A 20,288-nucleotide genomic window follows, 5' to 3' on the forward strand; every position below is an offset into this window, starting at 1 on the left:
CAACTAAGTTGGTGCCGGCGGCTTCAGTCGACTGAGCTCGAGCGATCGATTGGTCCTAGATCGAAGCGTCCATCGCGGCGTCTCCGCCGGGCGCCTTGAGGCTCTCGATCAACGTGATGAAGGTTTCCACCTCGGCGGATTGGGGGTCATGGGCAGGGGTTTTCACGCCATCGGCGACCCACCCCAGCCCCGTGCCGCCGAGAAAACTCACGATCAAACCGGCGATCACCCGTGTATCGACCGACCAGGTGAAACCGCCCGCCTGCGCATACAAGCGGAGAAAGTCCTCGACGTTGTCGATGAACGTCTGGAAATGCCGCAGGCGCTCCTTCTCGCCGTCGGATTCCCGCGCCGACGCCACCACGAGTTCATACAGCGTCAGCGTATGGCTCCAACTTTCCGCCATCAGCTTCGTTGCCGTGTGCATGAAGCCGCGAAGGTCGACGATCTCCTCGGAGTCGAAGCCCTCGCCCAACTCGGCGAGCAGCCGCTTGGTCATCATGGCGAAAAGTTCGTTCTTACCGTCGAAGCAATAGTGGAAGACACTCAGATGGGCGTTGGCGCGAGCGCACACGCTTCGCGTTCGGATTGCCTTGGCACCCTCTTCGGCGGCGATTTCCAGGGCCGCCTCAACGAGCATGTTCCGGCGGGCTTGTGCAGAAATGCGTAGGGACATCGAATTCTCTCCTCTCAGCTCAGGGAAGGGGGGACTGGAACTCCGGGGAGGCCCGGTTGCCCGGGCTCGTCGGGTTCACCCGGTAGACCGGGCCCGATCGGGATGTCGGGGTCCGAAGGGGCGTCGGGATCTTCGGGGCCGGTTGTCATGGCCACGCGAGAGCCTGGTCCCGCTGCGCCAGTGATGGCGAGTACGCCCATCTGAGCGATCCAATGCGTATTGGCATAGTCGTGTCCCCACTCCCAGACGGTGGGGCGGGCCATCTGCCATTCGATGAGCTCGGTGGCGTTGGCCGAAAGATCCTCCCGGCCAAGTTGTGCACTGAGCAATTTCAACGCGAAGGCCCTGCTGAAGTTCAGCGCGTTCGAATGTGCGTTACCGGCGTTCGGATACGCGGGGAAGTGAAGCCCCGAAGGGATGCGTTCCGACGCCCACTCTTTCGACGCATCGCCGTCGATGGCCATTACCGCCGCCAAGCGGAACAGGGCAGGGGCAAAATAGCCGGACCGATCCGACGATGCCGCGTCGAAGCTCGTGGGCAATGTCTCGTCGAGTGCCGGCTTCTTTAAGTGGCGGTCGGTCCTCGTGCGCACCCACTCCGCCAAATCCGAGTCCCCGGTGAATTGCGCCCACTCCCACATGTTGAGCAGGGCCCACGATGCGTTCTGGTACTCGGAGTCCCGGATGTTCCGCTGCCACGTGAGATCCGACCATCCGTCCATCCGCTTCTTCATCGCCGGCACGGCGACGTCGGCGAGCTGGCGCAATTGTGCATCGCCAGTGACCGACTCGCGTTCCCGTGCCAGGCGCAACAGCCACGCGAGACCGAACGGATTCTCATAGAGGTTCCCCGAGATGGCGTTTCCGCCCAGATAGTTGGCCTCGCGCTGCAGTCGATCCGGCGGAAGATCATCATGCGCGGCTTGTGCCCACCGAGGATCGCCGGTGTGGCCGGAAACCGCGTACAAGGCCCAATGGGCATGCACATCACTGTGCCAATCCCAGCAGTTGCCGAAAAGTGGGCTTGCCGGGTGCTTTCGCGACGGTTCGGAAATGCACTGCGCAGGAGCCGCCGCCAGCCGGGCCAACTGAGCCCGCTCGCCGGCGGTCACCGGCGTCGCCGTGGAACGTGCCACGAATGCCCCTGCGACCTCATCAACCGAGATGCTCGGTCGGGGCACGGCAGGCTCCCACGGCTGTGTGCCGTCGGGCGCGGCAGATGCAAGGGGAGCCGGGAAAAGCGCGACCAGTGGAAGTATGCAGGCCGAAACGACCGATAGTTGACGGTTCACTCCAATAATGTTAATGCACATTGGACAGTTCGGCATAGAAAATGGGGCAAAATGTCAAATGTATGGACAATCGGCGGTGTCCACGAACGGGCGGGCCCCGACCACACCGGTCGGGGCCCGCCCCATTTATCGACGCCTGAGCCCCCGCGGCCGCGCTTCCCGCCCGCCGCTCACGCCTTCGGCGGGAGATTGCGGCGGCCCCACTTCGCGATCCTCTTGAATCGCACGCCCGCGGCGCCGGCGTGGTCGTCGTCAAGCTCCAAGCCCAAGACGGCGGCCCACGCGGGGAGGGACTCGGCCTCATAACGGTGCCCATGCCCATCGCCGACGTTCACGCTGACCAGGCCATCGATGAGCACCTGCAGGAACGTCACCACCGGGAACCAGCGCATCGCCGACAACACGTCACGGCCCACCCGCTCGCGCAGCCAATCCGGCCGCCGCCACGCCAACGGATAATCCCACCACACGATCGGATCCGACGCGTGCTGCAGATACGCAACCCGCGGCCGCTCCCACTCGCCCAACGGCTCGCCGCCGAACGTCTCCCACAACTCCTGCGGCCGCGTGGCAAAGCGAATGTGCCGTCCCCCGTCCACCACCGGCGCGATCTCCGGCGACCCCGCATCGCGCCCGCGCGTCAGCTCCCGCCAAATCGGCGTGAACTGCGGCGTGCCCGTCCACAACGCCCCATCGACCGACGCCAGCATGTGCGCCGCCGAATCGAACGCCCCATTGCCGCCGAAACCGCCCAGCGACTCGCCCGCGATGATCAACTTCGGCCGATCGCCCTCCGGCAGGTGCTCCCACTCCTCGCGGATGCGCCCGAACAGCGCCCGCCCCGCGGCCGGCGGCGTCTCATGGTCCGCCAGCCACGCCACCGGCGACGGCAGATCCGAATACTGCAGCCCCACCTGCGCGCAATTGCCGCCGGTGAGGAACTCCACCGCCATCAGCCCCCACGGCGAAATCCACCCCGTCCCCGTGGTCACGTGCACCACCAGGTGATCGCGCCGGAACGCGCCGGTGCGGTGCAGCTCGCGGATGATCAGCTCCGTCTGGAATTTCAGCGGCCGCCCCCGCACCTTCCCCGCGTAGATGCGGATCGGTTCCATCACCTCATGCCGCCCCCGCTTGGTCACCGCCGCGATGTCGCGCGCCCGCGGCCCGTCGGCCACCATCGACCGCCCCTGCGCGCCCAGCGCATGCCACGGCTCCAGCGACCACGGGCTGCCCGACCGCTCCGGCTCCCACGGCTGCATCCGCCCCGGCATCACCCGCATGTTCACCCGGTGCGCGTTCCGGTAGACGCGCTCGATTGCCCTGCGCACCACGAGCTTGTCGACGACCAGCCCCACCCCACCACCGACCACCACCCCGGCGGCCACCGGCGCCACGCCGCGCGGCACCCACGGGCGGATCCTGCGGCGCAACTGGTCGAAGGCGAACTCCGCGGCGAACGTCAGCCCCTGCGTGGCCAGGTACGCCCCGGAGGCGAGGACCGTGCCGCCGAACTGGGCGCGCGCCGACGACAGCGCATCCATGCCGACCAGGCCGCCGATCGACTGCTGGTGCTCGATCGACCGCCACCACATCCACGCCGTCGCCGCCGTCATCGACCCGTGCCACGCCAGCGAGATCGCCCGCTCCGTGCTCACCGACGGCGCGAACCGGCCCAGCCGGGTGCGCCGCAACCGGGCATCGGCCAGGCGAAAGCCGTATCCGACGGCGACGCCCACGACGTGCCCCGTGACCTGCGCGCCAAACGACACCATCGCCGTCGACGCCCACGGCCGCGGCATCAGCGACGGGCTGAACGCCGCCCACGACGCGATCTCCGCCCCCACCAGACCCGGGTTCGACGGGATGCCCCGCCACGGCCGCGACCGCCGCCGGATCGGCAGCCCCGAACTCGCCGCCCGCGCCGTCTCCCGCGCCACCGACTCCCGCATCCGCGCAGCCCGCAGCCGGGTCACCGGCTTCAACGCGCGCACGAATTCCATGTTCCCAATAGTGTCAGACACCCGACGGAATGTCCGCCGGTCGGCGAGGGTGGGGCGGGGCGGGTGGCGCGCCGGAACGTCGTAAAGCAGTTACCGTGCATGTGTCCAGGGTCACCGGCCGCAACCCTGTCGCAGCCCATGCCCGTGCGGGCATACTCGGACACAGGTACACAACCATTGGGGCGTGATCGGACTTCCCGCCGCGGCACCACCACCGGCGGACGGCACCCGCCAACCCGCGCCCCGGAAGGACGCAACCATGAAGGTCTCCGCAGGAAACAAGGTCGTTCTCATCGGCGCCGGCGACGTCGGAGTCGCCTACGCCTACGCCATGGTCAACCAGGGCACATGCGACCACCTCGCCATCATCGACATCGACGAGCGCAAGACCGAGGGCAACGTCATGGACCTCAACCACGGCGTCGTCTGGGCCCCCTCCCGCACCAAAGTCACCCGCGGCACCTACGCCGACTGCGAAGACGCCGCCCTCGTGGTCATCTGCGCCGGCGCCGCCCAAAAGCCCGGCGAAACCCGCCTGCAGCTGGTGGACAAGAACATGCGGATCTTCAAATCCATCGTCGGCGACGTCATGGCCAGCGGATTCGACGGCATCTTCCTCGTCGCCACCAACCCCGTCGACATCCTGGCCTACGCCACTTGGAAATTCTCCGGCCTGCCCGCCCACCGCGTCATCGGCTCCGGCACCGTCCTGGACACCGCCCGCTTCCGCTACATGCTCGGCGAGTACTTCGACGTCTCGCCCATGAGCGTCCACGCCTACATCGTCGGCGAGCACGGCGACTCCGAACTGCCCGTCCTGTCGTCCGCCAACATCGCCGGCGTCGGCCTGCGCCGGAAGCTGGAGAAGAACCCCGAGCTTCACGACGAACTCGAAGCCATCTTCGTCCGCACCCGCGACGCCGCCTACGAGATCATCGACGCCAAGGGCTCGACGTCGTACGGCATCGGCATGGGCCTCGCCCGCATCACCCGCGCGATCATCCAGAACCAGGAAGTCGCCCTCCCGGTGTCGGCGCTGCTGCGCGGCGAATACGGGCACGAGGACATGTACATCGGCACCCCCGCCATCGTGAACCGCAAGGGCGTCCGCCGCGTCGTCGAACTCGAGCTCGACGAGTACGAGACCGCGCAGTTCGACAAGTCCGTCGCGACCCTGCGCGAGATCCAGGACCCGTTCTGGAAGGACGGCGAGTTCGTCCACCCGTAGGGGTGGGTGAGGTGGGGTGCGGGGTGTGGGGTGTGGGGTGTGCGCATCTCACCTCACTGTCGCAATTTCCATCGGGACCAGCCTGAGGCGGGCCGGCACACCGACCTTGCCTCAAACCCCATGCGCGCCGGCGCGATCTCCATCCGGACCTCGCCTCAAACCTCATGTGCGTCGGCGCGCACACCACTAACCCGGTCCGCGCCGGCGCACTTTCCATCCGGACCAGTCGATGCCGAGCTCACCCTCTTCGATTCGGCCGACCCACCGGCCGAAAACGCCCCCGCCCGTCGTCACTCCAGCACCACCAACCTCATCCGTCGTTAGCAAGTTTGCTATCGCCCAAAACGACTCACGTTCTCGTAGTCGACACTGTCCTGACCTGCCGTTTTTGAAACCGGCCATGAGTCGTTTTGGACGACTCGTGAGATTTTGGGGCGCGAGTGACTGGAGCGGCGGCCCCGCCGCGGTTTCGAGAACCGCCTGAGCGGGCTTGACGGGTATCGGCCACCGCCAACCCGAGCCCAACGCTTCTGAGAGCCTTCCGTGGTTCGTGTCAGCGGGCATGCACATCAGGGGTCATTGCGATTCGGTGGTGGACTATCTACTTCGTGGGGGTCGGCGCGCGTTCACCTCTCGTCGCACACCTTTCGTCTCGGCTGACGTGCCTTCCCATCTCCGCATCGGCCCGGTTGCCCTCCGAGCTTCACCTCGGCCCACGAGCCCTCGGGAATCCAGCTCGCGTGGCTGTCACACCAGCACCACTGACCCCTTCCGGCAATAGCGAACTTGCTATCGCCCAAAACGACTCACGTTCTGACAGTTGGCGGCGCCCTGACCTGCAAGTTTCGGAACCGGTCATGAGTCGTTTGGGGCGACTCGCCAGAATTTGGGGCACGAGTGGCTGGAGGGGCGGCGCTGCTCGGGTCCCGAGATTCGCCTGAGCGGGCTCGGCGGGTAGCGGACAGCGCCAGCCCGGGCTCAACGTCTCTGCGGGGCTTCGCGCGAATCGCCTCGGCGGTCGGCGGGGTGCGCCGATGATTACCAGTCAGCGGCGGAGTGTCGCAGATGATTGCCGGTCAGTGGCGGGGTACCTCAGATGGGTGCCGGTCACTGGCCGGGTGTCGCAAATGCGGCCCGTCAGTGGCGGGGCGCGAGGGGGATGGTCGCGACGGTTTCGTGCAGCGCACCGCCCGACCGCCCCTCGCCGAGGCGCGAGCTGACCAGCTCGATCTCCGTCGCCCGCCACGTGGGGCCGGAGTAAACGCTGAGGGCGTGGACGACATCGTGAAGAAGGCTCGCGCCATCATGCCGAGCAGGTCGTGCCAGGTCACGACCGAATTCTCCGCCGAATCCGCCATCAAACCCGCCGGCGATTCCGCTGCTCGCCTGGGGACCGGCACCGTGGCGGGATCTGCCGGTTTTGCGGTCCCCGGCCCATGCTTTACGACGGTGGTTCCGCCGCCCATCCCTGCGTCCACCCTGTTCACGGGCGCGCAAGCGGGCGACGGTGAGATGAGCGCGACGGCGTTCCTGCTGGTGGGAGCCGCTGGAGTGGGAGTTGGAGCTGCGGGAGGGGAAGGAATCGGAGTAGGAGTCGGATTCTGCGTCGGTGTCGGCGTCGGAGTCGGTGTCGAAGTCGAGATTGTGGGCGTGGGAATCGGAGTAGTCGGCGAGGGGGTCGTGGGCGCAGCCGGCCATCAGGCGCCGAAGCGGATCGACGTCCCCGCCGACGCCGATCCACAGCGTCCGGCCGGAAAAGCTCCCCGCCCCGCGAAGGTGCAGGTCGAGCGAGGGGGCATGGGGCGCTCCCGCTGGGTTCCACTCGGGGTCGGTGGAATCGGAGGGATCGGTGGGGCCGGTGGCATCGGCGGGAAAGGTTGGGGACGAGTCGTGGGGAGGGAAGTCGGTGGTGGCGACGGCGGCGGCGATGTGGCCGGCCAGCTCGTCGACGGAACCATCCGGGCGCTCGCCATAAAACGCCACCGTCAGATGCCACTGATCGGGATCGGTCCACCTCAACGACGGCCCGAGACCATCGCGGATCGGGCGCAAAGCCGTGACCAGGTGCTCCCGAACCTCTTCCGGCGGCCGGATCGACGCGAACAATCTCATGCCGCCACCGTAGCGACGGCGCGCACGCGCGGGGAGGCAACCGGTGTTGCCCATGTGAAACACGGGATGCGTGGGGGTAGTCGCCGTCACTCAACCAGGTGATCTGAGCCACATGGGGAGAGGGGGTGTGGTGTGGCACGTAGGCGTCGCAAAGCAGTGTTTTTGGCGATGCGCTGCGAAACTTGTGGACGCGTCCGCCGATTAGCGGCGGTTCAGATAGTCGCCATGAAGCCAACGAAACCCACGTGCGCGCCCGCTTTCTCCCACAATCGGGCACATTCGCGGTGCCGAAACGGCGCGAAACGGAACGCCTCGAGCGGCTGTCGCGGGCGAAAACTGAGAGAATCCTCATTAATCCACCGGGGCTGCAGCGGTCTCAAGGCTCAGCCTTGCGAAGAATGTGAACATTTCGCTGAACGTCATAAACGCAGGTCAGTGCGCCACGAACCTTTCGCGCGAATACCCCCCGCGGTGATCTTCGCTTTTTTCACCCCGAGGCTAACGCCCTTAGAATCAGTTCGTTGGGAAAAGGTACCCAAGAATTTTTTAAGGTTCCTCCGAAAGGTCAGGACATGTCACACCCCACTCCGGCGCCGGGCCACAGCCCGACGGAGGCCGAATTCGTCGAGGTCCAGGCCTCCGAAGAGTTCGCCGACCTCCGCAAGACGTTCCGCGGCTTCGTGTTTCCGCTGTTCGTCGCGTTCATCGCCTGGTACGTCTTCTACATCGTCACCGCCACGTTCTTCCCGGACGCGATGGCCACTTCCGTCTACGACAACATCAACCTGGGCATGGTCCTGGGCCTGGCGCAGTTCGTCACCGCCGGCCTGATCACCTGGGCGTACGTGAAGTTCGCCGACAACAAGCTGGACCCCGCCTCCGAGAGCATCCGCGCCCGCATGGAGGGCCGCGCCCCGAAGACCGAGGAGGTCTAGCAAATGAACACCGCATTCCTCGCGCAGGACACCGTTGAGACGGGCAACCCGATCCTCAACATCTCCATCTTCATCGCGTTCATCGTGATCACCCTGACGGTCGTCGTCCGCGCCACGCGCAAGACGTCGCAGAAGGGCACCGACTTCTACACCGGCGGCGCGTCGTTCAACGGCACGCAGAACGGCCTGGCCATCGCCGGCGACTACCTGTCGGCCGCCGCGTTCCTGGGCGTCACCGGCGCCATCGCCGTGCAGGGCTACGACGGCTTCCTGTACTCCGTCGGCTTCCTCATCGCGCTGCTGGTCGCGCTGGTGCTCGTCGCCGAGCCGCTGCGCAACACGGGCCGCTTCACCATGGCGGACGTGCTGTCGTTCCGCCTGAACCAGAAGCCGGTCCGCACGGCGGCGGCGATCTCGACGCTGACCATTTCGCTGTTCTACCTGATCGCGCAGATGGCCGGCGCCGGTGGCCTGGTGGCCCTGCTGCTGGGCATCGAGGGCGGTTTCGCGCAGTACTCGGTCGTCGCCATCGTCGGCGCGCTGATGATCATCTACGTCCTGGTCGGTGGCATGAAGGGCACTACCTACGTGCAGATGATCAAGGCCGTCCTGCTGGTCGGCGGTTCGATCATCATCGCGGGCCTGACGTTCTGGGCGCTCAAGGGCGGCTTCAACAACCTGCTCGGCGCCGCGGTGGCCAACCACCCGGACGGCGAGGCGATTCTGAAGCCGGGCCTGAAGTACGGCGGCGACGTCCTGACCCAGCTCGACTTCGTGTCGCTGGGCCTGGCGCTGGTCTTCGGTACGGCGGGCCTGCCGCACGTGCTCATGCGCTTCTACACGGTCCCGACCGCCCGCGAGGCGCGCCGTTCGGTGACCTGGACCATCGGCATCGTGGCGCTGTTCTTCCTGCTCACGGTCATCATGGGCTACGGTGCTGCGGCGCTGGTGGGCAAGGAGCAGATCATGTCGGCGCCGGGCGGCGTCAACTCCGCGGTGCTGCTGCTGGCGGCCGAGGTCGGCGGCACGATCTTCATGGCCATCATTTCGGCCATCGCCTTCGCCACGATCCTCGCGGTCGTCGCGGGCCTGGCCATCACGGCTTCGGCGTCGGTGGCGCACGACATCTACAACAACGTCCTGCGCAACGGCGAGGCGACGGAGGAGGAGCAGGTCCGCGTGTCCCGCGCGACGGTGGTCATCATCGGCATCCTGGCCATCATCCTGGGCATCGGCGCGCTGGGCCAGAACATCGCGTTCCTGGTCGCGCTGGCCTTCGGCATCGCCGCGGCGGCGAACCTGCCGACGATCATCTACTCGCTGTACTGGCGCAAGTTCAACACGACGGGCGCGCTGTTCTCGATCTACGGCGGCCTGCTGACGTCGATCATCCTGATCATCTTCTCCCCGGCGGTGTCGGGCCAGGAGACGTCGCTGATCGCGGGCGCGGACTTCGCGTTCTTCCCGCTGGAGAACCCGTCGATCGTCGCGATCCCGGCCGGCTTCCTGCTGGGCATCGTGGGCACGCTGATCGGCAAGCCGGACAATCTGCCGGGCAAGCGCGCCGAGATGGAGGTCCGTTCCATGACGGGCATCGGCGCCGAGGCGGCCGTCGAGCACTAGTCTCGCGCCGTTCCGGTCCCGGCTTTCCGGTCCTTTCGGATTCCCGCCGTCCCCCGCTTTTCGCGGGCGGCCGGCGGGTTTTCCGCTTTCCGGGTTGCTTTACGACGGCCACTGCCCGGCCGGTTTCGTCGTCAAGCGAAGGGTGCGGTGAGCGGAAGATGAATTCTCGGTGAAAACTTGTGCGAAACGCCGTTTGGGGTGTCGGTTTGCGGGCGGCGCGGGGATGATTGGGGCATACCGATCAGCCCGACGAGTCCCGGCGTCCGCGATCGGTCGTTCGCGTGGGGGCAGGCCCCCGGCGGCGGCCGCGGAGGTGGGGGAGGAGAACCCGATACACATGCAGCACGACGTCCGTCCCTTGATCGAGCAGCTCGACGAGATTCTCGGGCAGCTCGACCGCGTCACCGAGGATGCGGCGGACATGCTGGCGGCGGTGCACCCGGAGCATCGGGCGGGAGCGGAGAATCTGCTGCAGTACGCGCATCTGCGCACCATCGACATCCGGGAGCTGCAGAACGGGCTGCATGACCTGGGCGTGACCAGCCTGACCACGGCGGAGTCGGGGGTCTATGGGCGGTTGATGATCGCCCGGGCGGTGCTGCGCGCCCTCGTGGGCGACGAGGTGGACACCGACGTCGACGAGTACATCCGGCTCGACGATGCCGCGGACGTGGCGCTGGACCAGAACTCGGACCGGCTGTTCGGGCTGGAGCGCGAGGGCGTGCCGGCGCGGATCATGGTGACTCTGCCGTCGGAGGCGGCGGATGACGCGGAGCTGGTGCTGGGGTTCGCGAAGGCGGGGATGGACGTCGCGCGCATCAATTGCGCCCATGACGGGCAGGCGGCGTGGTTGAAGATGATCGCCAACGTCGAGGCCGCCGCCGAGCAGGTGGGGCGCGACATCGAGGTGTCCATGGATCTGGCGGGGCCGAAGATTCGTACCGGCGCCGTCGCCGATGGTCCGAAGGTCGGCCGGGCGCGCACGACCCGCGATGATGCGGGGACGGTGCTGACGCCGGCGAAGCTGTGGCTGGTGCCGCGGGTCGTTGACCTGGGCGGTCCCGGTGGGCCGGGTGAGCCGGACGAGGCCCGCGAGGGCGCCGTCGCCGCGATGCCCGCCCCGGTGCCGGAGGGGCTGCCCGGGCGTCCGGCGCTGCCGCTGACGGTCGATGCCGGGTGGCTGGGCAATCTGGAGGTCGGCAGCGAGATCACGCTGCACGACAATCGTTCCGCCAAGCGCCATTTCACGGTCACCCGCGTGGAGGACGGCGGCGTGCTGGCGGAGGGCGACCGCAACGCCTACATCGCCGATGGCACGCTGCTGCGCCACGACTACGACAAGACCCGGGCGACGGGCGTGCCGGCGGTGCCGCGCAAGCTGCGGTTCGAGGTGGGCGACGAGATGATCATCACCACCGAGGCCGTCGAGTCGGTGCCGGTGGAGGGTGACGGCGGGGTCCCGCGCCTGTCGTGCACGCTGCCCGAGGCGGTCGCCGCGCTGCAGGTGGGCCAGCCCGTGCTTTTCGACGACGGCGCGATCGCCGCGGAAGTCGTCTCCGTCGACGAGGTCGCCGCAGATGAGGTCGCCGCAGGTGCGGCCGCTTCGGATGGGGTCGCTTCAGGTGAGGCCGCTTCGGAGGCGGGGGCGGATGATGTTGAGGGCGGCGTCGCAAAGCAGCACGAAGCCCGCCTGAAGGTGACCCGGGCCAAGCCGGGCGGCCAGAACCTGGCCGGCCACAAGGGCATCAACCTGCCCACCACCGATCTGCCGGTGCCGGCGCTGACCGAGGAGGATGCGGCGAATCTGCGGTTCGTGGCGGAGCACGGGCACGTGGCGGCGGTGAGCTTCATTCGCACTCCCGACGATGTCGCGCACGTGCTCGGCGAGCTGGAGAAGATCGCTGCCGAGCACGAGGACGCCGGCGACGCCGAAATGGCCGAGCGGGTGCGGGGCCTGGGCATCGTGCTGAAGATCGAGACGATCCCGGCATTCGAGAACCTCCCCGAGATCCTGGTGGCGGGAATGCGCCACGCGAACATGGGCATCATGATCGCCCGCGGCGACCTGGCCGTCGAGCTCGGCTTTCAGCGCATGGGCGAGGTGCCCGGGCAGATTCTCGCGCTGGCGCAGGCCGCCCGCGTGCCCACCATCCTGGGCACGCAGGTGCTGGAGTCGCTGGCGAAGTCCGGGCTGCCGGCGCGCGCCGAGATCACCGACGCGGCGTTCGCCCTGCGTGCCGAGTGCGTGATGCTGAACAAGGGGCCGCACATCACCGACGCCATCGGCATCCTGGACAACCTGGCCAAGAAGATGGGTCGTTCGCAGCGCAAGAACCGCATCATGCTGCGGCGCATCCGCTCGTGGGACGGGGACACGCGATGACCGGGCCAGCGGGCGGGCAGGGCGTTCCGCGCGGACAGAGTGCTCCGCGTGGGCAGAGCATTGCGCGCGGGCAGGGTGTGCCGGGCGGACGGCCATCGGGACACCTGCCGTCCGCGCACGTGCCGCCGGCGTTCGGCCGCGGTTCGGTGACGGCGCCGGCCGGCCACGAGCTGCCCGGCGCCCACGGCCCCGGCCCACGCCCGATCCAGGGCGTGATCCAGCCGCGCCGCCCCGCGACCGAGCCGGTGCCGGCGCCGATCCCGATGGCCGGCGTCAACCCGTACCAGGCGCCGCCGGCCCCGGAGCCGGGGGAGGTCGTGCGGCGGCGTGCGGTGGCCTCGCGGACGTGGGCGATGGTCACCGCCGTGCTCTTCGGCCTCGCCGCGCTGGCGACGTGGGGCAGCTACCAGTCGCCCGGCGGCAGCCCGCTGATGTCGCTGCTGCTCGGGCCGCTGTCGTCGATCCTGTACTTCTGCGCCGTCGTGGCCAGCGGCGTGCTCGGCGCGTATGCCATCGCGACGCTGCGGGCGCTGGCCGAGCGTGCCCGCCGCTGGCAGCCGCCGCTGGCCCGCAGCCACAAAACCATCGGCGCCATGCACCTGTGGCCGGGCCGCAACGTCATGGGCCCGGTGGTCATCCTCGCCGAGACCGGCGTGCGCGGCCACGGCAAGTGGGCCTGGTTCGCCTCCTGCGCGCTGTGGCCGGCGGCGCTGCTGTCGGTGTTCCCCAGCAACTCGGCCGTCGGCGTCTTCCAGACCGGCGTGCTGGCCACTTTGGCCGCGGTCGCGTCCGCGCTGACCGCCGCCGCCCTGGCCCGGGCGCTGGCACCGCCGGACCCGCGCCGCATGGTGCCGGGTCAGGGAGCGCTTGACGACGCTGCCGCCGCAGCATTCGCCGACGCCGACGCAGCGGCCGAGCCGTTCTGGTCGCGCGGCCTCATCGCGCCGCAGCGCCGCGCGGCCCCGACGACCATCGTCCCGCCCATCGATGACGCGATCACGTCCCTGTACCGGGACCTGCACGAGGAGAAGCACTGATGGAGATCATCGCCCACCGCGGAGCCTCCGGCGCCCACCCCGAGCACACCATCGGCGCCTACGAGGCCGCGGTCGCCGAGGGCGCCGACGGCGTCGAGTGCGACATCCGCCTCACCGCCGACGGCCACCTGATCTGCATGCACGACCGCACCCTGAACCGCACCACCGACGGCTCCGGCCCGGTGGGCGCGGCGACGCTGGAGCAGATCCGCCGCCTCAACGCCGGGACGTGGGAGCAGCCGCAGCCGGTGCTGGAGTTCGACGTCTTCCTCGAGTTCGCCGTGGCCAACCCGGGGCTGGGGCTGTTCATCGAGACCAAGCACCCCGTCTCCACCGGCCTGCGCACCGAACGGGTGCTGCGCGAGCGGCTGCGCCATTTCGGGCTGCACCGCGATCCGCGGACGAGGATCATCAGCTTCGCCGCCCGGTCGATCAACGCCGTCGGCGAGCTGCTGCCGGATCTTGAGCGCATCCAGCTGGTCAAGACCCCGGGCGCCCGCACCGCCATGCAGCGCTATCTCGGCGGGCCGACGGCGATGGGCGTGGACATGTACGGCGCCCGCCGCGACCCGATGGGCATGATGTCGTGGAACCTGCCGCTGTACTGCTGGCTGGCCAAGACCGACGTCGACGTCACCTACGCCAAGGCCCGCGGCATCGACTGGCTGGCCACCGACTGGCCCGCCCGCGCCCGCCAGGCCATGGACTCCGTGCCGGCCATTGGTGGAGCCGGCGGATTCGGCGGCTTCGGCGCCGGCGCCACCGCCGCGATGACCTCCGGCATGAACGAGCGCGACGCCCGTGCCGCCCGCGCCGGCCGCGCACACCTCGCCGCCGATGCCATCGCCGCGCAGGACGCCGCCACCGTCGAGGCCAGCGGCACCCCGCTCGGCCAGCTCGGCCCGGTCGCCCCGGCCGATGCGCCCGGCACCGGTTCAGCGCCCGGTTCCTCCACCACCTCTTCTGCCACCACCTCTTCAGCCACCACGCCCCTCGCCGAGCGCGACACGGGCCTTCGGCCGGAGGATGCCGTCGGGTTCGACCGGGAGTCGTTGCGTCCGGAGGATGTGACGCGGGCCGTCGCAAAGCCGGGGACCGCACCCCGGAACTGACCCCGCCCCGACAACCCTGCCCCGGCCCAACCCGCGACCTGCCGCCCGGCCCTGCGCCGCCACCGCGGGCGCCCGGGCCAGTATGTTGGTGGCCGTGGGAAAAAAGTCTCGTAAGAAGAACGCCGCAGCCGACGCCAACGTGCCCGAGGGGATGAGCCGCCGCCAGGCCAAGCTCGCCGCCCGCGCCGCCGAACGCGAACGACTCGCCGGCAACCCCCGGCCCTTCGCCGGATTCGACGCCGAAGCCGACCTCGTCGCACTGCGCGAATTCGCGCCCTCGGCCACCGTGCCCGCCGAAGTCGCCGGCGCCAAGCGGTCCATCCACCTGTGCACCGTCCTGCCCGGCGGCATCGCGGCACTGACCCGTGCCACCGCCGAAGGCGGCGCCGCATACGTGGCCATGCAAACCCAGTCGCGCTCCAACGACGCCGCCGCCGACCTCGCCCGCGCCCTCGAATGGGCCCGCAACGCCGACGACGGCCAGCAGCTGGACAACGCCGTCGACGGCACCGACGGCGGGGCGCTCGGGGACATCCTCACCGGCATCAAGATCGGCGAGCTCGAGGTCCACCAGGACTTCGAATGGTGGATCCCCGCCGGCGTCGAGCGCACCCAGCTGGTGCAGCAGAACCTGGCCGTCGCCAACGACTCGATCATGCCGTCGCACCGCCTCGACCTCGACGTCCCCGGCGCCGTGTGGTGGATCGACCCCGGCGAGCGCGCCCACATCCGCTGGATCCGCCGCGAAGACGAGCGCCCCCTGCTCGACGCGCTGGCCCGCGTCCACGCCGCCGACCGCCTGAGCATGGGCGAGGGCACCAAGTTCGCCGGCGTGTTCCGCACCGACGGCGTCCTCGTGCCCGTCTGGGACCTGGACAACACCGTCGAGCACGGCGCGTGGGATGGCGTCATCGCGGAGGCGGCGGCGCGGATCGAGAAGGCCCTGGCCTCCGACGCGCCCCTGACCGCCGAGGAGCGGAAGTCCCGCGACACCATCGTGTCCCGCCAGGTCACGATCCGGTAGGTCGCGGGGCGGGGGCGAGCGCCCCTTTCCGCGGAGTGGCGCGCCATCTGGCGCAGACACCTACGTTTCGGCCAGATACCTACGTTCAAACGTGAGTATCTGGCCGAAACGTAGGTATCTCGGGGGTGTCCCGGGGCAACTCGGGGCGACTTGGGACATCTCGGGGCACCTGGGGTTCGGGGCGGCCGCTGAACCGCGTCGGAATCCTCCGGCCGGCCGTCCTGCCCGCCGCTGTGGTCCCCGGCGACTCCAAAAAGTCGTGGGGTGGACAGAAAGACTTGGTCAACCAACTCTTTCTGTCCACTCCACGTCTATCTACGAGGCGGCGGGCGCGCCGGGCGCCGAAATGGACAGGGGCGGGCGCGGGGCGGCGGAACTGGGGAGGTGGCGGGCGTGCGGGGCGACGTGGCGTCGTAAAGCCGTCACCGGCGGCGCGGATGCAACGCGATGAGCCCGTCGACAACGCCGGCGCGCCAACAGGCGTAGTCGTGGCCGCCGGCGAACTCCCGCGCGACGACCTCGGCACCGCTGCCGCGCACGATGTCGGCGAAACGGCGGTTCGACTCGAGCAGGTGCCCCTCCATGGTCCCCACCTCGTGGAAGATGCGGACTCCCGGAGCCGGATCATGGGCGGCCCACTCGCGCAGCTCGACGCCGCCGGGAACGGCGGGATCATTTGCGGGCCACCAGAACGACGCCGACTGGACGATCGCGCACGCCACCACCTCCGGCGCGACGCGGACGACGTTCGCCCCGGTCAGGCCGCCCAGCGACGCTCCCGCGATCACGCGGGCGCCCGGATCCCGGGGCAGCCGGCAACCCGCCGCCGCCTCGGCCCGCGGGATGAGCTCGTCGCGCAGGAAGCAATGGAACCGGGGGTGCCGGCCGAGCATGGTCATGCGCCCCGGGATGTCCATGGCGTTGAAGGCCACCACGGCGGTCGCCGCGGCCGCACCGGCCCCTTCGGCAGCGCGCACCTGCGGGAGGAGGGGGTAGTCGGAGGTGAAGCGGTGGCCGTCGGAAAGCAGGAGCAGCACTTCGGGGTCGGATTCGGGCAGGTCGACGCGGTATTCGACGTCGATGCCGAGGGCCTCGGACCGGAATCGCCGGGCGGGGGCGGGGTCCGGTGAGGCGGCTGCGCCGGTGGTCCACGGGTGCGTGGGCGCCCCGGGGAGTTCGAGGACGTCGGGCCCCCGGCTGCCCCGGCGAAGCGGCGCGAGTCCGTCCATCGCGCGGGCCCAGCTCGCGCGGTCGTGGCCGATGCGGGGATCCCACGGGTCGCGGGCGAGGATGCCCGCGGTCGAGCGCAGGTCGCGCGGCACGATGAAGGCGCCGACGTGGACGTCGCATCCGCCGGCGGTCACGCGCTCGAGGAGGAATGGCCGGAGGTCGCGGCGGTGCATGTGCGTCAGGGCGTCGATCATGAGAGCGGCTCGCTCGCCCGGGCCGGACGCTTGCTTTGCGACGGTCACCGTGCAGGTTCCCGCTGTTGGTTCGTCGTCGATGAAGCACCCGCCGGCCGCGTCCAACTGCCGGAAGAGTTCCTCGGGGCCGCAGGTGCCGCCGAGGATCCGCAGGGCGCGGACCGGCTGCGGGCGTCCCGGCAGGGGCGGGAAGAACGCGGGGGTGGAGGTCGGCCCGCCGACGTGCGCTGGAGGAGGGTTACTTGTGCGCGACATGAGCACAGGCTAGCCTAAGTGTGATTGATTTGGGGTGCCTGATCAGCATGATTGAAGGGCGGGCGAATGAAGCGAGTTCACGGGGCGGCGACCATGCTCTCCGAGCGGTCGACCGTTCGCCGCCTCACCGTCCTCGCCGTGGCCTCGGTGCTGTTGGCCGGGGCCATCCTCGCTTCCATCGCGGTGGGCTCGTCGACGATTCCGCTGGACCAGGTGTGGGCGCTGCTGCGCGCACCCGACCGGTCGATCGAGAGCCATACCGTCAATGAACTGCGGATGACCCGCACCATCATCGGCGTCCTCGTCGGCGTCGCGCTGGCGGTCGCCGGCGCCGTGATGCAGGCGGTGACCCGCAATCCGCTGGCCGACCCGGGACTGCTCGGGGTCAACTCCGGGGCATCGCTGGCGATCGTCCTCGGGGCGGCGCTGGGCGGGTTGACCTCACCGTCGGCGCAGTTCGCGCTGTCGGCCCTTGGGGCGATGGCGGCGACCGCGCTGGTCTACGCCATCGGTTCCGGGGCCGGGATCGCCGCCGGATTCGGATGGCGGGGACGAAGGGGCGGGCGCCGCGCAAAGCACGGAGGCATGGGCGGTGGCGTGGGCGGCGGCGCAACGCCGGTGCGCCTGGTGCTGGCGGGCGTGGCACTGTCCGCGGCGTCGACGGGCATCGTCGGGGCGATCCTGCTGCTCGACCCGGAGGTCTTCGACGCCTTCCGCTTCTGGGACGTCGGCGCCTTGACCAGGATGGACATGCCCTTGTGGATCGTCTCCGCCGCCGTACTCACCGGGGTGGCCATCGTCGTGGCGGTCGCCCGCCCCCTGTCGGACATCGCGCTGGGCGACGACGTCGCGGCGGCACTGGGCACCGACGTGGCCCGCACCCGCGCCATCGCGCTGGTCGCCCTGACCCTCCTGTGCGCGGCCGCCACCGCCGTCGCCGGCCCCATCAGCTTCGTCGGCCTGATGGTCCCCCTCATCTGCGCGTGGCTCATGGGCCCGCACCGCGGGTGGATCATCGCCGCCTGCGCCGTCACCGGCCCCGTGCTCGTCCTCGGCGCCGACCTGGTGGGCCGGATCATCGCCAGGCCCGCCGAAATGCAGGTCGGCCTGCTCACCGCATTCGTCGGCGCCCCGGTCCTGCTCCACATGCTCGGTCGTCTGCGGGAAGGACGCCGATGACGCTCGCCGGAAGACAAGGTGCGGGCCGGGCGGGAGGGGCCGTCGTCACGCAACACGGCGACCCGCCACCGGGAACCTGGCTGCTGCGCCGGGGACGCGACGGACGCTTCAGCGTGCTCGTGCCGCGGCGCGCCGCCATCGCGGGACTGTGCGTGCTGGCCGCATGCCTGATCCTCGGATTCCTGTCGCTCGGATGGGGCGCGGCGTCGTTCGGGTACGGCGACGTCATCGACGTCCTCGCCGGGCGCGGGCGCAAGTTCGCAGAACTCGTGGTCATGCAATGGCGCATGCCGCGAATCGTCCTGGCCATCGCCGTCGGCGCGGCACTCGGTTGCGCCGGCGCGATCTTCCAGGCCGTCACCCGCAACCCGCTGGGCAGCCCGGACCTCATCGGCTTCACCATGGGAGCGCAGACGGGGATCCTGTTCGCCGTGCTCATCGCCGGGACATCGCTGGCGGCGACGTCGGCGGCCGCTCTGATCGGCGGGCTGCTCGCCGGCGCGGTCATCTACGCGCTGTCCAGCCGCGGCGGTTTCGGAGGACTGCGGCTGATCCTCGCCGGCATCGCGGTCTCGGCGATGCTCGGTTCGCTGAACCGGTGGATGCTCGTCCACGCCCCCGTCGACGACGCCCACGGCGCCCAGCGCGCCATCACCGGCTCGTTGACCGGTGCCGACTGGGCCACCGCTATGCCCGTGTCCGTGCTGATCATTGCCGCGCTGATCGCCGTCGCCGCACGCTCCCGCGATCTGCGCGGCCTCGACCTCGGCCCCGACCTGGCCACCACGCTCGGGCTGCGCGTCGGGGCGGCCAGGGCGGTGCTGATCCTCCTCGGGATCATCCTCGTCGCCCTGGCCACCACCGCCGCGGGACCGATCACGTTCGTCGCGCTCATCGCCCCGCACATCGCCCGCGGGATCACCCGATCGGCCACCACGCCGCTGCCCGTCGCCGCTGGCGTCGGCGCGCTGCTGCTGCTCGCCGCGGACGTCGCCGGCACGGCGCTCCTCGACGGCCTGCCCGTCGGCCTGGTCACCGCATCCCTCGGCGGCGTCTACTTCATGGCCCTGTTGATCACCGAGGCGAGGAGAACCCCATGACCACGATTCCCGCAGGCTCCGCAGGCTCCGCAGGTCCCGCAGGCTCCGCGAACGCCGCGAACGCTGCGAACGCGGCGAACGCTGCGAGCCCCGCCACCCGTATCGCCGCCCGCGGCGTCACCGTCGGCTACGGCGCCGAGCCGATCCTCTCCGACCTGGACGCCGCCATTCCCGCGGGTGAGTTCACCGTCATCGTCGGCCCGAACGCTTGCGGCAAATCGACGCTGCTGCGGGCGATGTCGCGCCTGCAGCCGCCGTCGGCGGGCGCCGTGCTCCTCGACGGCGCCGACATCCACGCGATGAACACCCGCGAGCTGGCCAAGCGCGTCGGCCTGCTTCCGCAGAGCGCCACCGCTCCGGACGCGATGACCGTCCACGATCTGGTCGCGCGCGGCCGTTCCCCGCATCAGGGCCTGTTCCGCCAGTGGTCGCGCGCCGATGCCCGCGCGGTCGCCGAGGCCATGTCCGTCACGGGCGTCGACGCCTTTGCGGACCGCCCGGTCGACGCGCTGAGCGGCGGGCAGCGCCAGCGCGCCTGGTTGGCGATGGTGCTGGCCCAGGACACGGAGACGATCCTGTTGGATGAGCCCACGACGTTCCTGGACATGCCCCACCAGCTGGACATCCTTGAACTGTGCCGCACCCTGCACGTCGCGGCGGGCCGGACGGTCGTCGCGGTGCTCCATGACCTTAATCAGGCGAGCCGTTACGCCACGCACCTCATCGCCATGCGCGGGGGCGAGATTGTGGCGCAGGGCCGTCCGGGTGAGGTCATCACCGAAGACGCCGTCCGCGCCATTTTCGACCTCGACTGCCTCATCGTCCCTGACCCGATCACCGGAACTCCCATGGTCATTCCGCACGTCCCGGTGCGGGAAGCGGTTCCGTAGCCGGGCGGTTCTTCC

At 69.7% G+C, this 20,288-nt stretch carries 15 protein-coding genes; 10 read left to right on the forward strand and 5 right to left on the reverse strand.

Annotated elements, in window-relative coordinates:
* Window positions 1–55: 55 nt before the first annotated feature.
* The 3 genes from ACFWGD_RS07460 to ACFWGD_RS07470 all read right to left on the reverse strand — a co-directional run bounded on the left by ACFWGD_RS07460 (window position 56) and on the right by ACFWGD_RS07470 (window position 3,971).
* Window positions 56–676 carry a hypothetical protein gene (locus ACFWGD_RS07460; RefSeq protein ID WP_377777995.1) on the reverse strand — a complete coding sequence of 207 codons (621 nt, stop codon included), beginning with the start codon at window positions 674–676 and terminating at the stop codon, window positions 56–58.
* Between the two features lie 14 nt (window positions 677–690).
* Window positions 691–1,812 carry a DUF2891 family protein gene (locus ACFWGD_RS07465; protein ID WP_377777996.1) on the reverse strand — a complete coding sequence of 374 codons (1,122 nt, stop codon included), beginning with the start codon at window positions 1,810–1,812 and terminating at the stop codon, window positions 691–693.
* Window positions 1,813–2,138: 326 nt separating this feature from the next.
* Window positions 2,139–3,971 carry an alpha/beta-hydrolase family protein gene (locus ACFWGD_RS07470; protein WP_377777997.1) on the reverse strand — a complete coding sequence of 611 codons (1,833 nt, stop codon included), beginning with the start codon at window positions 3,969–3,971 and terminating at the stop codon, window positions 2,139–2,141.
* A 259-nt stretch (window positions 3,972–4,230) separates the two neighbouring features.
* Here ACFWGD_RS07470 and ACFWGD_RS07475 point away from each other — a divergent pair, with 259 nt between their 5' ends.
* Window positions 4,231–5,199, forward strand: a complete 969-nt coding sequence (locus ACFWGD_RS07475) for an L-lactate dehydrogenase (protein WP_377777998.1) — start codon at window positions 4,231–4,233, stop codon at window positions 5,197–5,199.
* A gap of 1,137 nt (window positions 5,200–6,336) precedes the next feature.
* Here ACFWGD_RS07475 and ACFWGD_RS07480 read toward each other — a convergent pair.
* Entirely contained in the window at window positions 6,337–7,311 is a 975-nt protein-coding gene (locus ACFWGD_RS07480) for a 2'-5' RNA ligase family protein (RefSeq protein ID WP_377777999.1), read from the reverse strand.
* Between the two features lie 572 nt (window positions 7,312–7,883).
* On the opposite strand from ACFWGD_RS07480, the gene ACFWGD_RS07485 reads away from it, so the two are divergent.
* The 6 genes from ACFWGD_RS07485 to ACFWGD_RS07510 all read left to right on the forward strand — a co-directional run bounded on the left by ACFWGD_RS07485 (window position 7,884) and on the right by ACFWGD_RS07510 (window position 15,425).
* A complete protein-coding gene (locus tag ACFWGD_RS07485) occupies window positions 7,884–8,246 on the forward strand; it encodes a DUF485 domain-containing protein (RefSeq protein WP_377778000.1) in 363 nt (120 codons plus the stop codon).
* A gap of 3 nt (window positions 8,247–8,249) precedes the next feature.
* Entirely contained in the window at window positions 8,250–9,869 is a 1,620-nt protein-coding gene (locus tag ACFWGD_RS07490) for a cation acetate symporter (RefSeq protein ID WP_377778001.1), read from the forward strand.
* Window positions 9,870–10,206: 337 nt separating this feature from the next.
* The gene (locus ACFWGD_RS07495) at window positions 10,207–12,252 is read left to right on the forward strand and encodes a pyruvate kinase (RefSeq protein WP_377778002.1); all 2,046 of its coding nucleotides are present in this window, start codon (window positions 10,207–10,209) and stop codon (window positions 12,250–12,252) included.
* 119 nt (window positions 12,253–12,371) lie between these two features.
* Complete coding sequence (locus ACFWGD_RS07500; RefSeq protein WP_377778003.1) at window positions 12,372–13,289, forward strand: hypothetical protein; 918 nt, start codon at window positions 12,372–12,374, stop codon at window positions 13,287–13,289.
* Window positions 13,289–14,401, forward strand: a complete 1,113-nt coding sequence (locus ACFWGD_RS07505) for a glycerophosphodiester phosphodiesterase (protein ID WP_377778004.1) — start codon at window positions 13,289–13,291, stop codon at window positions 14,399–14,401. Before ACFWGD_RS07500 ends, ACFWGD_RS07505 begins: the two co-directional genes overlap by 1 nt.
* Before the next feature lie 94 nt (window positions 14,402–14,495).
* Window positions 14,496–15,425 (forward strand): DUF5926 family protein, encoded by a 930-nt coding sequence (locus ACFWGD_RS07510; protein WP_377778005.1) that lies wholly within the window; start codon window positions 14,496–14,498, stop codon window positions 15,423–15,425.
* Between the two features lie 422 nt (window positions 15,426–15,847).
* On the opposite strand, the gene ACFWGD_RS07515 is transcribed toward ACFWGD_RS07510, so the two are convergent.
* A complete protein-coding gene (locus ACFWGD_RS07515; RefSeq protein WP_377778006.1) occupies window positions 15,848–17,104 on the reverse strand; it encodes an alpha/beta hydrolase-fold protein in 1,257 nt (418 codons plus the stop codon).
* 66 nt (window positions 17,105–17,170) lie between these two features.
* Between ACFWGD_RS07515 and ACFWGD_RS07520 the strand changes: the two genes are divergently transcribed.
* The 3 genes from ACFWGD_RS07520 to ACFWGD_RS07530 are packed head-to-tail and all read left to right on the forward strand — an operon-like array spanning window position 17,171 to window position 20,273.
* Complete coding sequence (locus tag ACFWGD_RS07520; protein ID WP_377778007.1) at window positions 17,171–18,283, forward strand: FecCD family ABC transporter permease; 1,113 nt, start codon at window positions 17,171–17,173, stop codon at window positions 18,281–18,283.
* On the forward strand, window positions 18,280–19,383 hold the full coding sequence (locus ACFWGD_RS07525; protein ID WP_377778008.1) for a FecCD family ABC transporter permease: 1,104 nt from the start codon (window positions 18,280–18,282) through the stop codon (window positions 19,381–19,383). The genes ACFWGD_RS07520 and ACFWGD_RS07525 overlap by 4 nt, the downstream gene beginning before the upstream one ends.
* Window positions 19,380–20,273 carry an ABC transporter ATP-binding protein gene (locus ACFWGD_RS07530; RefSeq protein WP_377778009.1) on the forward strand — a complete coding sequence of 298 codons (894 nt, stop codon included), beginning with the start codon at window positions 19,380–19,382 and terminating at the stop codon, window positions 20,271–20,273. The genes ACFWGD_RS07525 and ACFWGD_RS07530 overlap by 4 nt, the downstream gene beginning before the upstream one ends.
* The last annotated feature ends 15 nt before the right edge of the window (window positions 20,274–20,288 follow it).

The sequence above is a fragment of the Corynebacterium sp. NPDC060344 genome, from assembly GCF_042725215.1.
Taxonomy (GTDB): domain Bacteria; phylum Actinomycetota; class Actinomycetes; order Mycobacteriales; family Mycobacteriaceae; genus Corynebacterium.

Excerpts from the sequence above, each read along its gene's own strand:
- ACFWGD_RS07460 (WP_377777995.1), bottom strand. The coding sequence starts at position 676 with ATGTCCCTACGCATTTCTGCACAAGCCCGCCGGAACATGCTCGTTGAG.
- ACFWGD_RS07470 (WP_377777997.1), bottom strand. The coding sequence starts at position 3,971 with ATGGAATTCGTGCGCGCGTTGAAGCCGGTGACCCGGCTGCGGGCTGCG.
- ACFWGD_RS07475 (WP_377777998.1), top strand. The coding sequence starts at position 4,231 with ATGAAGGTCTCCGCAGGAAACAAGGTCGTTCTCATCGGCGCCGGCGAC.
- ACFWGD_RS07480 (WP_377777999.1), bottom strand. The coding sequence starts at position 7,311 with ATGAGATTGTTCGCGTCGATCCGGCCGCCGGAAGAGGTTCGGGAGCAC.
- ACFWGD_RS07485 (WP_377778000.1), top strand. The coding sequence starts at position 7,884 with ATGTCACACCCCACTCCGGCGCCGGGCCACAGCCCGACGGAGGCCGAA.
- ACFWGD_RS07490 (WP_377778001.1), top strand. The coding sequence starts at position 8,250 with ATGAACACCGCATTCCTCGCGCAGGACACCGTTGAGACGGGCAACCCG.
- ACFWGD_RS07495 (WP_377778002.1), top strand. The coding sequence starts at position 10,207 with ATGCAGCACGACGTCCGTCCCTTGATCGAGCAGCTCGACGAGATTCTC.
- ACFWGD_RS07505 (WP_377778004.1), top strand. The coding sequence starts at position 13,289 with ATGGAGATCATCGCCCACCGCGGAGCCTCCGGCGCCCACCCCGAGCAC.
- ACFWGD_RS07515 (WP_377778006.1), bottom strand. The coding sequence starts at position 17,104 with ATGTCGCGCACAAGTAACCCTCCTCCAGCGCACGTCGGCGGGCCGACC.
- ACFWGD_RS07520 (WP_377778007.1), top strand. The coding sequence starts at position 17,171 with ATGAAGCGAGTTCACGGGGCGGCGACCATGCTCTCCGAGCGGTCGACC.
- ACFWGD_RS07525 (WP_377778008.1), top strand. The coding sequence starts at position 18,280 with ATGACGCTCGCCGGAAGACAAGGTGCGGGCCGGGCGGGAGGGGCCGTC.
- ACFWGD_RS07530 (WP_377778009.1), top strand. The coding sequence starts at position 19,380 with ATGACCACGATTCCCGCAGGCTCCGCAGGCTCCGCAGGTCCCGCAGGC.